This window comes from Exiguobacterium profundum (assembly GCF_001909285.1).
In the GTDB taxonomy this organism is placed as follows: Bacteria; Bacillota; Bacilli; order Exiguobacteriales; family Exiguobacteriaceae; genus Exiguobacterium; species Exiguobacterium profundum.
Genome location: NZ_MRSV01000001.1, coordinates 2,584,511 through 2,597,195, shown reverse-complemented (window position 1 = coordinate 2,597,195; position 12,685 = coordinate 2,584,511). Strand labels below are relative to the sequence as shown.

The window sequence follows — 12,685 nt, the reverse complement described above, 5'->3', positions numbered from 1 at the left end:
TGATGAAAAAATGGATGATTGTATTCTTCTGCCTGTTTCTTGTTGCGTGTGGGAAAGAGATGGAAACTGAATCAGAACCGGAGATGACGGAGAACGGGCAGGTGGCCGAAGCGTATCTCGAGGAACAACAGTACCCGATTGTCTCTTATGAAGGCGAGCATACGAGTACCTTGACTTTAGAGGAACTGGCAGAGGATCGTGAACGGAACGTTTGGGGACTACAACCGGTATCACCGGATGAATACGTGGGTAAGACCATCTACTACGAAAACTTTACGGTGAAAGATCACCCGATTGGTGAGCAATCTCCCGCAGGACAGACTGCTGTCTCGGTAATGATTGTGGATGGAAAGGTCATCGGCGGGACATCATTCCCCGTGACAGACGGATCAGGTTCAGGGAACGGATATAGTTTGAGCGGAGAATCGCTTGAAGATATTCACCCCGATCTTCAAGAATGGCAGGATGCGTGGAATAAAAAATATGGTGAATGAAAAGTAGACCAAGACAATCATTGTCCTGGTCTACTTTTGTTAAGATGCCGTCCCTTTCAGTTTCCCCGGTAATTTGCAACGCTCGAAGTAGATGAGTTGCCCCCGTCGGACGATACGCGCCCCTTTATGCTCATGTCCAGCAGCACGAAGCATGTCGAGCCCTTTTTGTTTGGCCGACTGATCGTCGCTCGCTTCGAACATTTCATTCAATACGAGCGTGCCATCATTTTCAAATCCTGTCACCGTGTATGTTTCCATTCACACGACCCCCTTTTCTTCATTTTAATGAATGGTCATTCATTCTTCAAGAGAAGGTTTTGTCAGTTCGTCGAATGTCAGCTGTCGTGTCGATTCAGTTCGGGGAATCAAATCGGATACGGTCAGTCCGATCAAACGGACGGGCTCGGTGACGTTCATCTCGTCGAAAAGACGTCTGGCAAGTCGTCTAATCTCATCATGGTCATGCGTCGGGTGGTTTAATTTGATTTGATGACTCCGAGCCTGAAACTCGCTCGTCTTTATTTTGATGGTGACCGTTTGACAGCTCAAGTCGCGGCGATCGAGCTGACGCAATACGTCCTCCATCTCCGGAATGACCTGTTCGAACACTTCTTCCGGGTCATCGATATCAAATGCGAACGTCGTTTCCGATCCAATCGACTTACGCTCCCGCGTGGCCACGACAGGACGCGTATCGCGTCCATGTGCCAGTTCATACAGTTGTTGCCCACGATCGTGTCCAAAGATGCCTTTCAGTTGCTCGGGACGAGTTTGTTGAAGGTCACCAATCGTATGGTAGCCACTTTTATAAAGTGTTTGAGCGGTCACTTTTCCGACGCCATGCATGGATTCGATGGAGAGGGGAGCCAGAAAGGTTGCCACTTCATTAAGCGGGACGACGGTGAGTCCATTTGGTTTCTCAAATCCTGAAGCGATTTTCGCGACAAACTTTGACGGTGCGACTCCGGCAGACGCGGTGAGACCGGTGCGACGCTTAATCTCGCCTAATATATACCGGGCGATAAAGGGTCCAGATGTGCTCAATAACGAATTCTCCGTCACATCGAGGTAAGCCTCATCGAGCGAGAGTGGTTCGACGAGCGGTGTGACGGACTTAAAAATCTCCATCACTTGTGCGCTGACTTGTCGATAGGCCTGAAACCGTGGTTTGACAAACGTCGCATGGGGACACAAGGCAAAAGCGCGACGTGATGACATCGCGCTGTGTACGCCGTATTTCCTCGCCTCATAGGAACATGTCGCGACGACCCCGCGGCTGTGGGGAGGACCTCCGACGATGACGGGCTTTCCTCGTAAGTTAGGACGATCACGCTGTTCGACAGAGGCATAAAATGCGTCCATGTCCACATGAATGATGAGTCGTTCCATAACATCACCTTTCTTGTGTGAATCACTTTTCTTTCATTATACCGAACTTTTGTTCGTTTTTTGAGTTTTTTGTTTTGACCGATGTTTCGGTGAAGTCGTCTGATTCGGAAACTGTAGCAATGACCCGATCCAATTCTTCCGTTTCAGCCACACTTGGATGATGAGCGTGAAGAGAAGAATCATGAGCCAGGCGAACCCATATCCAAGCGGCCATTCCAGTTCAGGCATATTTTTAAAGTTCATTCCCCAAACCGCACCGAATGCAACGACGGGAGTCGTCAGCGCGGTGAAGACGGTTAGTGCCTTCATGATTTCGTTCCCTCGAAAGTTCGACAGGGTGGAGGCGAGATCTGTCATCGCAATCACGTCTTCTTGATAATGATTGATGAGTGTCAGCAATCGACTGACTCGATAATCGGCAAGTTGATACGATTTTAACTGCTGCAAATCGATCGTTAAAAAAGCTTCTCGTCCCGCCATGACAAGCTCCTTATATGGAGTGACCGTATCCGACCACCGTTCAATCTCACTGCGAAGACCAAAAATCTCATTCATGAACGTAGCGGGAACTTGTCCCGTCATTTCACGTTGAGCTGCCATCAAACGTTCTTCAAACTCATCGATACCGTGAAAGTAGTTGTTCATCCGTTCGGCAAGCAACTCATAAAACGCCTCGATTGGAGAATCGCATTGTTTGGCGAAAACGGACTCATGGTGCAAATCACCAAAGCCGATTGTCCATAAAAAATCAGGTCCAATGAAGTAATGTCCAATTTTTTGTGGTTCCCGTTCTAACTGTTCATAGTCGAGTGTGAGTGAACCATACATATATCCATTCTCGACGACAATCTTCGTCACATTTGAGGTCGTCAATTGTTCAAGCCAATACGTATAGGCTTGAGCATATAGCTGATCAACATGAATATAATCTTCCGGTCGTGTATACCAATCCCATTCCATCATCCATTCCTCCAATTCACTATATTGATAGTATTCCCAAATTGTCAGGAATGTTGGCATCTGTCTCAAACTTTCGTTAAGATGAAGGTACTGAACAAGAGAGAGGTGCTTTCATTGACGACAAAAATCGGTCAGCTCAAAGTGGGCGACACGCTAGACCAATATGTCATGATCAAACAATCGTATAAGGGACTTGCCGGGAACGGGAAACCTTATTTAACATTAATCCTTTGCGACGAGAGTGGTGAAATCGAAACGAAATTATGGGATAGTGCCGATACCGAGAAGTATGCGACGAAAAAAATCGTCCATGCGGCCGGGGAAGTGATGGACTATCGCGGGCGCACCCAGTTGAAACTAAAACAAATTTCAATCATCGAGCAGGAAATAGACATCGCACCGTACGTCCGATCGGCTCCGATTCCGAAGTCAGAGCTCGAGACGACGATTCGTGGATTCATAACGTCACTTCAACACGATGAGATTCGCCGTCTTGTCGAGGAAGTCGTCAATCGTCATGAAGAGGCATACTTTACGTATCCGGCTGCCGTTCGACATCATCACGCGGTCTATTCGGGACTGGCATTTCATGTGATGTCGATGTTGAAGCTCGCGGATACGATGTGTGAACTGTATCCATCCTTGAATCGTGATCTTTTGATTGCGGGTGTGATTTTGCATGATTTGGCGAAAGTCATCGAATTGTCTGATGCGATTACGCCAGAATACACACTCGAAGGAAAATTACTCGGTCATTTGTCACTTATGGCATCGGAACTTGAAGTTGTGTCACGGGAACTTGGAACGGACCGCGAAGTGACGACCTTGTTGCAACATCTCGTCTTAAGCCATCACGGGAAGCCGGAATGGGGATCTGCGAATGCGCCACAATTACCTGAAGCGGAGATGTTATTCTTCATTGATAATATTGATGCGCGCATGAACATGTTTGAGAAAGCGTATGAAGGGGTCGAGCCGGGGACATTCACGGAGCGTGTCATGGCACTCGATAACCGTGCCTTCTATCGCCCGAATCTATAATAGATGATCAACGAAAAAGGGGTACTCCATTGCTGGAGTGCCCCTTTGTGATTACTGTTCAGTTGATTCTGCTGCAGGTTCTTCTGAAGATTCGTCTGCGTTTTTAATCGCTTCTTTAACAGCGTCAAATTGTTGTTCTGCTTTTGCATCTTTTACGTCAACGTTGTATTTTTCAATCAACTCAGCGTAAATTTTGTTCGCATCGACAGAAGCTGATTTTTCAGCTGCCAATTCTTCACGAATACGATCTTTCTCGTCTTCGAGTTTCAAGTCTTTCTCTTTACGGTCTGTCACTTTGATGACATGGAAACCGAACTGAGATTGAACCGGTTCAGAGATTTTACCAACGACATCTTCTTTGAATGCGTACTCTTCGAATTCAGGTACCATCTTACCAGCAGAGAAGAAACCGAGTTCTCCACCTTGTTCTCCTGAACCAGTATCCGTTGATTTTTCTTTCGCAAGTTCAGCGAAGTCTGCACCGTCATTCAACTCTTTGATGATGTCTTGTGCCTCTTCTTCAGTTTCAACGAGGATGTGGCTAGCTTCCACTTCCACGTTCTCTTTTGCGAATTGTGCTTCGATTTCTTCATCGGTCACATCGACAAGTTTCGATTTCGCAGCGTCAACGAGCATCTGTCCGCGAAGCGCTTCTTTAAACTCTTCCGTACCGCTCATACCGGCTTGTTGAATCGCTTGTTCGAACTCTTCTTCTGAGTTGAACTGTTCTTCTGTCTTGCTGAACTCTTCATCTACTTTTTCTTGGTCGACTTGGTCACCGTATTCTTTTTCAAGAAGTGCATTCATCGTCTCTTGGAATGCGAGTTGTGGCACCATGCGATCATAGCTCATATCCGCGATTTCACCGCGTGTGATTTCGCCACCTTTGTATGTGACGACTGCTGAATTATCTGACTCTCCGCCGCCTGCGTTCGTTGCCGCATACGTACCGCCAGCACCGATAATGAGTGCGATTGCAGATGCACCGACGAGTGCGCCAGTTGAGAATTTTTTATCTTGCTTTTTTGGTTCGTTCGTCATTCCGTTTGACATGTATTCCACCCCTAATAATTCTTTAAAGTTTCTAAGTCCGACTATATCACATTTTCCTAATCATGACAGCTGTTCTCTTGTCTGTACAGTATCATAGCACACAATCCTGTCGTATAATGATGAAATAGAATGTGAAATGATGGGGTGAGGGAAGTGTCACTAGAGGAGAAGGTCGAGCATTTAGCCTATCAGATGAAGATCTTACTCGAGATTGTCGATTGGACAGACCGTCCGTTCGAATATGAGGTGATTCGAGCGAATTTGACGAAACAAGAAGTCGAGTCATTTTATCAATTGCTTGAGGAGATTCGGGCACAGCAAAACGAGCAATTGCGCTACGGATACACGTCCATAGAACCATTGCTCGTCCATTTTGCAGGTATGTTAGATGTGAGACTTGACGTCAAAACGATTCTTGAGGCATGTGTCCGACAAGGAATCGAGTTAGACGTCACAGAACCACTTTATCGGCAGGTCAGGCTTCTTGACTGAGTTCATCCTCATCAGGGCGTCTGCCTGCCTCTTCTGTGATCATTTTTGACGTTTCCGCAAAGATATCCATAAAGTTATCCCCGTACAAGCGACGCACGATAGCCGTCATATCTGTTAAGTCAGGGAACTTTCCATACAGTTCTTGGAGCGGAAGGGAAGCACGGAATACACCGTTCCCCTCTGGGTCGAAGGCGTGAATCGTTTCGAGTAATAACGATTCGCCTTCAGGTGTCAATTGAACGTACGTGTTTCGTTTGTCCGTCTCTTTTTTAGAAAACGTAAGTAATCCACGATCTTCTAACTTCTTCGAGAAGTTGAAAGCAGTCGAGACGTGCATGACGCCATATTTCGCAATTTCTGAAATCGATGCACCGCCTAAAGCGTGGGCAATCCATAAGATATGATGTTCATTGATATTCAAGTCGAACGGTTTGATCCAGTTTTGCCAGTCTTTTTCGACGGTTTTCCACAAAGCTTTACTCAATTGAATGATTTTGTGGCTATAGAGCATGGCCTCAGGGCCAGTGAATTCTTTTTCGTGTTCCATCTCGATCCATCCTTTCCGGATAAAAAGTCAAATGTAATCGACGGACGATGACCTCAAACACTCACTGTGTTTGATTGACGGTTTTGTCAGTCATAGCAGACTGTACGTTCGAGAGTTCCTGAAGGTTCCCTTGGATGCGCTCGACTGAAGGCTGAATGTCTTGTTGATAGCGTTCGACTTCGGCTTTCACTTGGTCAGTCAATTCTTTTCCTTGCAGTTTTCCTGCGGCGGCAACCTGCGATGCATGTTTCGCCACATTCCCAAATTGTTCTTTTAGCGTAGTGATTGTGGATGCTCGATGTTGTTGAGCAGCGGCATCATTTGCAGTTCCTCGCGCCAATTTCTTCACTGTGGCGACTCCTAAAAATGCTAAAACAAAGCCGAAAGCAATCCAATCTCGACGTTGGCGACTCGACAATTCATTCCCCTCCTCAAGCTCGGATAATCAGAATTACATTCTTTTCATATTATTTTACCAAAAAAGAGTGATTAAAAACCTATATCGCAAATAAAATTTTTCAGAACATTCATTTTTGACCGAAAAATCATTTTATTTTAAAATACAGGTAAAGGAAGGTGATCCTCAGTGGAGAAAGCGAAGCGTTGGGTAGATGACATGCTTGACCTGTATCTCGCTGCGAAACGACTGGGAGATGACACTTGGGCCGAATCCATTATGAATACACTAGAGGCGGGATACGAGGCGTCGAAGCAAACGGAACAGGCACGTGAAGAATCGATGCGAGAAAAGCGGATGCTTGAAATAGATGCCCGTCTAACGAAATTACGAAAAGAATTTGAACAAGCGACATCTGTCAAGACGCGTCAACAGCTATACGAAGTGGCAATCAAGCTTCAGGTCGAGCGGGCGCAACTAGAAGAGGAACGAAAACGGCATCGTGACTCAATTAATCAATCATAAAAGAGACCCGTCGATGACGGGTCTCTGTCTGTTTATACGTGGGCATGAATGTTCGATGCAAGGGTAGTGAGTTCTTCTGACGTGAAGGCGTCATTTTGCGTGATCCACTTCGCACCAAATCCATCCTCGTGTCCAAAGCGCGGAATCAAATGGATATGGAAGTGGTACACCGTTTGTCCGGCAACTTCTTCGGCATTCGATAAGACGTTCATTCCGATGGCACCCGTTTCACGTTGAATCGCTTTGGCGATGGTCGGGACGCGTTTAAAGACATCTGCCGCCACGTCTTCCGGCAATTCATATACGTTTTTCGCATGATGTTTTGGGATGACGAGCGTGTGTCCTTTCGTCACTTGAGAAAGGTCGAGGAAAGCGACGACCGCTTCGTCTTCATATACCCGATAGGATGGGATTTCTTGTTTTGCAATTTTACAAAAGATACAGGTCGGATCTGTATGCATCTTCATTCCTCCATTCTTAAATGTCGTTTCTGTTCCATCATAACACGGAAGTTCGGGCGCAAGAACGATAGGAAGCGAGATGGATTCCTTCTATAATGAAGATAAGTGAGCGCAAAGGAGGTGAGCACATGCCTTATACGAGAAGTAGAAAAAAAGAGCGGAGTCCGAAAGTCTTTCTTTTGATCTCTAGTTTCACGATTCTAGTTGGAGCCATTGTTTTCTATATATATGCATACAAGCCGGCGGCAGAACAAGATAAAATTCACGTCGCATTCAAAGAGGCCTTATTAGAAGAAGAGCGTACCTTTTTTGAGGAGAAAGTCGAATATCTTGGAGAACCTTTATCGAGAGCGGAGGCTCTACGATTCATGGGGTGGTTGAACGATGAAAAGTCCATTCGAGGAGAGGCTATCGCAGAAGTTGCGAAAGACCGAGCCAACCGAACGTCGGGTATGGAGGCGGACGGATTATTTCGTTTGATCGACACGGGGGAAGGACGGTATGGCTTTTCTGACTATCGAATTGAACTACTCCCACAACGGATTGATGTGACCTCGGATGTACCATTGACGAATATTTGGATTGATGGACAACAGGTAGGACGGATTGATGAAGCCGATGATACGTTATCGTTTGAACAGATGCCGGGACAATATGATGTCAAAGCGGTAGCGGTGACAAATGGAGAGACGGTCACGGAAACCGAAACGATTCAATTGATATCTTCTAAATCCATTGAGTATGCCCTTATGCCTGAATCGAACGAAGCCATTGCCGGACAATTTGATTTGAAGCGGGCTGAGTTGATTGAAATTGAAGTGGAGGCTCAAACGGGTCACTCACTCGAAACGGTCGATTCTTTAATTGGGCAGTCGAGTCAGCAAGTTCAAGAAACGCTTGGTGAACCGGCTGGAAAGCGTGAAGGAAAATGGGACTATGAGCGATTGGCTGTCACGTTTAAAGATGAGGAAGTGGAATCGATTCGGGTCGACCTCGATAAACGACCGGATGATTTGATTGCCCTCCTCGGTGAACCGAAAGCGAAGTCGGAACACCCACTCGGAACAGAGTGGGATTACGGTCAATCGTTCTTCGAATCATTCTTTACGTTCTTTGGTCTTGAGACCGAGAAACAGTTTATCGAAAAGAACCAGGCAATGTATTTACTGATCCAATGAAAAAAGAGGGACATTCCACAATGGAAGCCCCTCCGATACATAATCTTATTTTTTACGCATTGATTTCATAACGAACGATACAATCAAGATTAGGATAATCGCACCGATAAGAGCCGGGATAATCGCGATATCCGCAACGATTGGTCCGAAGTTACCAAAGATAAGTCCACCCAACCATGCACCGATAATCCCCGCGATGATGTTACCAATGATTCCACCTGGTACGTCCTTACCTAAAATTAATCCTGCTAACCAACCGATGATACCCCCGATAATCAAATAAAGAATAAACCCCATCATTCATTTCTCCTTCCTCTTTTTGCCCATTGTTCTTTACAACGATTTTGTGGAACAATGGAAGTATTGATGTTTATTTTAAAATGCCTTACAGTTCAGATTATTCCCATGTGACAACATTTAAAACATATACCACGAAAAAAAGATGAAAATGAAAGGTGTGGTTTTCATGCTGCACGTCGATCGATTGAACGGCGGATATCTCGGTAAACAAGTTTTGTATGACATTTCGTTTGAAGTAAAAAAAGGGGAGCTCGTTGGTTTGATAGGGCTAAACGGAGCTGGAAAATCGACGACAATCAAACACATTTTGGGGTTATTGTCACCCCTCTCCGGAAACATCGAAATTGATGGTGAGACATTAAATTCTTCTGAAAAGAACTATCGTAAAAAAGTAAGTTACATACCGGAAACACCGATATTGTATGAGACGCTAACCTTGCAAGAACATATTGAATTGATGGGGAAGGCATACGATGTGAATCCGGACGAGTTGGCTGCGCGTACGAAACGTTTGGCGAAAGAGATGCGAATGGAAAAACAACTCGCCTGGTTCCCTTCCGTCTTTTCAAAAGGGATGCGTCAAAAAGCGATGATCTTGTGTGCGCTCGTGACGAAAACGCCGCTCTTGATTGTTGATGAACCATTTGTCGGTCTCGACCCACTAGCCATTCGTCAATTGCTTCAGTTGTTTGATGAATATAAACAAGACTGTGCGATTTTAATGTCCACCCATATCCTCGAAACGGCAGAGCGGCACTGCGACCGATTCGTCTTCCTCCATCAAGGAGTCGTCATCGCAAGCGGAACAGCGGCGGAGTTACGTGACGTGTATCGATTGTCGCCTGATGCGACACTTGATGACATATATGTAGAAGCAATTGCGTCGGAGGAACGGTCGTCATGAATCGATTTACAGCAAGGCTCGGGACCTGGATGGAAGAGGTCGTTAAGTACAGTCGCTACGTTGCAAACGGGGGACTGCTGTTCACGCTCTATTTCACCTTGATTTACGGGGCGTTCGTCTACAATAGCTTCTTAGAACGAATCGATGGGACATTCCCCGGGACGTGGATTGCTGCGGCGGTCCTTTTAATCATGCCGCTCGGTCATCGCCCGCGAACATTCGTCCAGGAGGCGGATCAAGTGTTTTTACTTCCAGAGTTAGGAGATATTCGTTCCTATATGATCGGGGTGCGTTTATTTAATCTTGTTTTTGCTGCACTACGTGGATTGCTCGTCCTGCTCGTTTTACTTCCGCTCCTCGTACGGACAGAGAGTTATTCGAGTATTGAAGTGTTATCTTTCGTCGTGACGATGGTCATGTTGTCAGCTGCAGGTCGGTTGGCAAAAGTGGAAGGAGTGCGCGAATGGACAATCCTGCCGTTTGCACTTGGAAGTGGTGTCTTGTTATTGATGAATTGGACACAGTGGGCATGGATCCCCGCATTCGCTCCCTTCATTCTCTTGCATCTGAAGCGTAATGAGCGGATTCCGCTTCTCCATTGGTCGTCACTCGAAGAGAAGAGTCGGGCACAATTTGAACGGGTGATCAGCTGGTTCGTCGATTTGCCGACCTTGAAAGAAGAGGTTCGAGAGCGCCGGCTATTGACTCGGCTTCTAGAAAATCGGGTCCTACGGCGCGTGGACGCTTCACGTTACGTGTACGGACTTCGTATTCTCCGTTCGAACGACTCACTTGATTTAATTCTACGTTTGACCGTAGTGGCGCTCATTGTCATGTGGATGTCGGGAGGATGGTACGTCGGCTTGGTTACGCCACTCTTTGTAGGCTTGACCGCGTTACAGCTCGTTCCTTTATTTAAACGGTTAGAAGCGATTTCCATCGTTTCTTGGCTACCGATTACACGCGATGAGCGAATCGCAGGGTATTCGTGGTGGGCGATGCGACTGCTCGTCATCCAGTCCGTCGCTCTAGTGATTGCATCTGTCGCTTTCGGTGCCACATGGGATGCGGCGGTCGGGTTGGTCTTGTCTATCTTGGTCACACGCTATTACTTAAGTCGATTAAAATAAAAAGAAGGACATCCTGTGCGGGATGTCCTTCTCACGTGATTAGATTATTTTTTAGGTGACATGACGGATACGCTCGAACCGAGAATCTTCGGGAGGCGTCCTGGTTTCTCAGTTGTTTCTTCGACTTCACCGTATGCTGATACACCATGTTCTGCGATGTCGAGGCCGACATCTTCTTGTTCTTCTGTGACACGGAGTCCGATTGTGACGTCGAGAAGTTTCAAGAAGGCATAACTTCCACCACCGGCGATGACCATCGCGATCAATACACCGAGTGTCTGCACACCGAGCTGTGTCAATCCGCCACCGTAGAAGAGTCCAGCAGAACCGATTCCTGTGATCTCAACGAGTCGAGGAGATGCGAAGAAACCGAGTGCGAGTGTTCCGATGATCCCAGCGACTCCGTGTACGGAGAAGGCGCAGAGCGGGTCATCCACATACTTCGCCATCAAGATGCTCGTTCCGTATGTTGCAACAGATGCGAGTGCACCGATGACGACAGCTGCCCACGGTTCGACGAACGCGCATGCTGCCGTGATGGCAACGAGTGCTCCGAGTACTCCGTTCACGATTGTCGGGATATCTGCCGTCTTCCGATGGAGCATGACGATTGCAAGGGCGCCGAGCGCACCGGCTGCTGTGGCGAGCATCGTTGTCAATGCGACGTAACCGAAGAATCCGTCAGCGACCGACATTGTCGAACCGGCGTTAAAGCCGAACCAGCAAAGCCAGAGGACGAGACCACCAACGACTGTTAACACGTGGTTATGACCAGCGAGTGATTCCGTCTTACGTCGTGGTTTCAAAATGATTGTTGCCATGAGAGCCGCCATCCCACCTTGAAGGTGAACGACCGCCGAACCTGCGAAGTCTTGCATCCCCATTGATCCGAGCATTCCGCCAGCCCATACTGAGCGAGCGACGATTGGGTAGAGGATGGCAACGAAGAAGATACCGAACAGAACGTAGGCAGAAAGCTTAGCCCGTTCCGCAAATCCACCCCACGCGATGGCAAGGGAAACTGCAACGAATGATAACTGGAATAAGAATTTAATGTCGATGGAGACGTTCGCCCAGTCGAGACTTGTGAATGATCCGCTTAAGAAGAATCCTTCTGTCCCAAACCAAGTCGTCCCGTCACCGAACGAGAGACCGAACCCGACCGCCCAAAAAGCGAGTGCCGCCACAGAGAGGCTGATAATTTGTTTGACCGCGACGTGACCGGCGTTCTTCGCCCGAAGCGTCCCTGTCTCGAGTAATCCGAAACCTAATTGCATCGTCAATACGAGCAATGCAGCGATGAGTACATACAGCGTGTCCATATAATAGAGAATGTCTTCCATGTTCATGCCCTCCTTTTTCTTAGGTGCTTTCCAAAAGTTGACTTCAGTGTAAAACGAAAAATTCATGCTGGATTGCATTTTGTCAGATTATCTGACATAGTTTTTTTATTAAGGAGGCGAGGCTGAATGGACTATAAATCGAAGAAAGTGATCGGGATGGGCGTTGTGACTGAATTGACGGGACTTTCGGAGCGTCAAGTCCGGTATTATGAAGCAAAAGGTCTCGTCTTTCCGGAACGGACAAAAGGTGGTTCACGTAAATATTCTTTCCATGACGTGGAACGTTTGGTCGAAGTGGCGACTAAACTAGAGGATGGATGGCGAATTCAAGATATTAAGGAACGAGAACGACGATTGTCGACGAAACAGCGTGATGATTTGATTCGAGGTCAATTGAATTCTGCCTTCCGAACATTTCCGACAAAAAAATGACACAAAGAAAACACAATGAAAATGCTTCACATTAGCATA

At 46.8% G+C, this 12,685-nt stretch carries 17 protein-coding genes; 8 read left to right on the top strand and 9 right to left on the bottom strand.

Features of this window, described 5'->3' with window-relative positions; genetic code table 11:
• The first annotated feature begins 2 nt into the window (after positions 1–2).
• The gene (locus tag BBB58_RS13360; RefSeq protein WP_143180256.1) at positions 3–494 is read left to right on the top strand and encodes a hypothetical protein; all 492 of its coding nucleotides are present in this window, start codon (positions 3–5) and stop codon (positions 492–494) included.
• A 39-nt stretch (positions 495–533) separates the two neighbouring features.
• Here the strand turns inward: BBB58_RS13360 and BBB58_RS13355 are convergent, their stop codons facing one another.
• From BBB58_RS13355 to BBB58_RS13345, 3 genes are read right to left on the bottom strand one after another with little or no spacing between them, the layout of a single operon-like run.
• On the bottom strand, positions 534–752 hold the full coding sequence (locus BBB58_RS13355) for a YhzD family protein (RefSeq protein ID WP_015880927.1): 219 nt from the start codon (positions 750–752) through the stop codon (positions 534–536).
• Between the two features lie 39 nt (positions 753–791).
• Entirely contained in the window at positions 792–1,883 is a 1,092-nt protein-coding gene (gene dinB / locus BBB58_RS13350) for a DNA polymerase IV (RefSeq protein WP_074037679.1), read from the bottom strand.
• Between the two features lie 36 nt (positions 1,884–1,919).
• Positions 1,920–2,843, bottom strand: a complete 924-nt coding sequence (locus tag BBB58_RS13345) for a magnesium transporter CorA family protein (RefSeq protein ID WP_074037678.1) — start codon at positions 2,841–2,843, stop codon at positions 1,920–1,922.
• An 81-nt stretch (positions 2,844–2,924) separates the two neighbouring features.
• Here BBB58_RS13345 and BBB58_RS13340 point away from each other — a divergent pair, with 81 nt between their 5' ends.
• Positions 2,925–3,884 (top strand): HD domain-containing protein, encoded by a 960-nt coding sequence (locus BBB58_RS13340; protein ID WP_074037677.1) that lies wholly within the window; start codon positions 2,925–2,927, stop codon positions 3,882–3,884.
• Between the two features lie 51 nt (positions 3,885–3,935).
• Here the strand turns inward: BBB58_RS13340 and BBB58_RS13335 are convergent, their stop codons facing one another.
• On the bottom strand, positions 3,936–4,937 hold the full coding sequence (locus tag BBB58_RS13335) for a peptidylprolyl isomerase (RefSeq protein WP_074037676.1): 1,002 nt from the start codon (positions 4,935–4,937) through the stop codon (positions 3,936–3,938).
• A gap of 153 nt (positions 4,938–5,090) precedes the next feature.
• Between BBB58_RS13335 and BBB58_RS13330 the strand changes: the two genes are divergently transcribed.
• Positions 5,091–5,429 (top strand): DUF1878 family protein, encoded by a 339-nt coding sequence (locus BBB58_RS13330; protein ID WP_235189241.1) that lies wholly within the window; start codon positions 5,091–5,093, stop codon positions 5,427–5,429.
• On the opposite strand, the gene BBB58_RS13325 is transcribed toward BBB58_RS13330, so the two are convergent.
• Positions 5,413–5,976 (bottom strand): HTH-type transcriptional regulator Hpr, encoded by a 564-nt coding sequence (locus BBB58_RS13325; RefSeq protein WP_015880933.1) that lies wholly within the window; start codon positions 5,974–5,976, stop codon positions 5,413–5,415. The two genes, BBB58_RS13330 and BBB58_RS13325, sit on opposite strands and share 17 nt — an antisense overlap.
• Before the next feature lie 61 nt (positions 5,977–6,037).
• On the bottom strand, positions 6,038–6,394 hold the full coding sequence (locus BBB58_RS13320; protein WP_015880934.1) for a hypothetical protein: 357 nt from the start codon (positions 6,392–6,394) through the stop codon (positions 6,038–6,040).
• Positions 6,395–6,562: 168 nt separating this feature from the next.
• Between BBB58_RS13320 and BBB58_RS13315 the strand changes: the two genes are divergently transcribed.
• Positions 6,563–6,898, top strand: a complete 336-nt coding sequence (locus BBB58_RS13315) for a hypothetical protein (RefSeq protein WP_074037675.1) — start codon at positions 6,563–6,565, stop codon at positions 6,896–6,898.
• 32 nt (positions 6,899–6,930) lie between these two features.
• Here the strand turns inward: BBB58_RS13315 and BBB58_RS13310 are convergent, their stop codons facing one another.
• Positions 6,931–7,359 (bottom strand): HIT family protein, encoded by a 429-nt coding sequence (locus BBB58_RS13310; protein WP_015880936.1) that lies wholly within the window; start codon positions 7,357–7,359, stop codon positions 6,931–6,933.
• 128 nt (positions 7,360–7,487) lie between these two features.
• On the opposite strand from BBB58_RS13310, the gene BBB58_RS13305 reads away from it, so the two are divergent.
• Positions 7,488–8,537, top strand: coding sequence for a hypothetical protein (locus BBB58_RS13305; RefSeq protein WP_074037674.1), 1,050 nt, complete (start codon positions 7,488–7,490; stop codon positions 8,535–8,537).
• Between the two features lie 45 nt (positions 8,538–8,582).
• On the opposite strand, the gene BBB58_RS13300 is transcribed toward BBB58_RS13305, so the two are convergent.
• On the bottom strand, positions 8,583–8,834 hold the full coding sequence (locus BBB58_RS13300; protein WP_047795606.1) for a GlsB/YeaQ/YmgE family stress response membrane protein: 252 nt from the start codon (positions 8,832–8,834) through the stop codon (positions 8,583–8,585).
• Between the two features lie 169 nt (positions 8,835–9,003).
• Here BBB58_RS13300 and BBB58_RS13295 point away from each other — a divergent pair, with 169 nt between their 5' ends.
• Entirely contained in the window at positions 9,004–9,741 is a 738-nt protein-coding gene (locus BBB58_RS13295; RefSeq protein WP_084543108.1) for an ABC transporter ATP-binding protein, read from the top strand.
• Positions 9,738–10,871 carry an ABC transporter permease gene (locus BBB58_RS13290; protein WP_074037672.1) on the top strand — a complete coding sequence of 378 codons (1,134 nt, stop codon included), beginning with the start codon at positions 9,738–9,740 and terminating at the stop codon, positions 10,869–10,871. Before BBB58_RS13295 ends, BBB58_RS13290 begins: the two co-directional genes overlap by 4 nt.
• Before the next feature lie 44 nt (positions 10,872–10,915).
• Here the strand turns inward: BBB58_RS13290 and BBB58_RS13285 are convergent, their stop codons facing one another.
• Positions 10,916–12,220: an ammonium transporter gene (locus BBB58_RS13285; protein WP_047795604.1), complete on the bottom strand. Its 1,305-nt coding sequence runs from the start codon at positions 12,218–12,220 to the stop codon at positions 10,916–10,918.
• Positions 12,221–12,340: 120 nt separating this feature from the next.
• On the opposite strand from BBB58_RS13285, the gene BBB58_RS13280 reads away from it, so the two are divergent.
• Complete coding sequence (locus BBB58_RS13280; protein WP_074037671.1) at positions 12,341–12,646, top strand: MerR family transcriptional regulator; 306 nt, start codon at positions 12,341–12,343, stop codon at positions 12,644–12,646.
• The last annotated feature ends 39 nt before the right edge of the window (positions 12,647–12,685 follow it).

Bases quoted from the DNA above. Each gene is read 5' to 3' on its own strand.
- BBB58_RS13360 (WP_143180256.1), top strand. From the start codon at position 3: ATGAAAAAATGGATGATTGTATTCTTCTGCCTGTTTCTTGTTGCGTGT.
- BBB58_RS13355 (WP_015880927.1), bottom strand. From the start codon at position 752: ATGGAAACATACACGGTGACAGGATTTGAAAATGATGGCACGCTCGTA.
- dinB (WP_074037679.1), bottom strand. From the start codon at position 1,883: ATGGAACGACTCATCATTCATGTGGACATGGACGCATTTTATGCCTCT.
- BBB58_RS13345 (WP_074037678.1), bottom strand. From the start codon at position 2,843: ATGGAATGGGATTGGTATACACGACCGGAAGATTATATTCATGTTGAT.
- BBB58_RS13340 (WP_074037677.1), top strand. From the start codon at position 2,925: ATGAAGGTACTGAACAAGAGAGAGGTGCTTTCATTGACGACAAAAATC.
- BBB58_RS13335 (WP_074037676.1), bottom strand. From the start codon at position 4,937: ATGTCAAACGGAATGACGAACGAACCAAAAAAGCAAGATAAAAAATTC.
- BBB58_RS13325 (WP_015880933.1), bottom strand. From the start codon at position 5,976: ATGGAACACGAAAAAGAATTCACTGGCCCTGAGGCCATGCTCTATAGC.
- BBB58_RS13310 (WP_015880936.1), bottom strand. From the start codon at position 7,359: ATGCATACAGATCCGACCTGTATCTTTTGTAAAATTGCAAAACAAGAA.
- BBB58_RS13305 (WP_074037674.1), top strand. From the start codon at position 7,488: ATGCCTTATACGAGAAGTAGAAAAAAAGAGCGGAGTCCGAAAGTCTTT.
- BBB58_RS13300 (WP_047795606.1), bottom strand. From the start codon at position 8,834: ATGGGGTTTATTCTTTATTTGATTATCGGGGGTATCATCGGTTGGTTA.
- BBB58_RS13295 (WP_084543108.1), top strand. From the start codon at position 9,004: ATGCTGCACGTCGATCGATTGAACGGCGGATATCTCGGTAAACAAGTT.
- BBB58_RS13290 (WP_074037672.1), top strand. From the start codon at position 9,738: ATGAATCGATTTACAGCAAGGCTCGGGACCTGGATGGAAGAGGTCGTT.
- BBB58_RS13285 (WP_047795604.1), bottom strand. From the start codon at position 12,220: ATGAACATGGAAGACATTCTCTATTATATGGACACGCTGTATGTACTC.
- BBB58_RS13280 (WP_074037671.1), top strand. From the start codon at position 12,341: ATGGACTATAAATCGAAGAAAGTGATCGGGATGGGCGTTGTGACTGAA.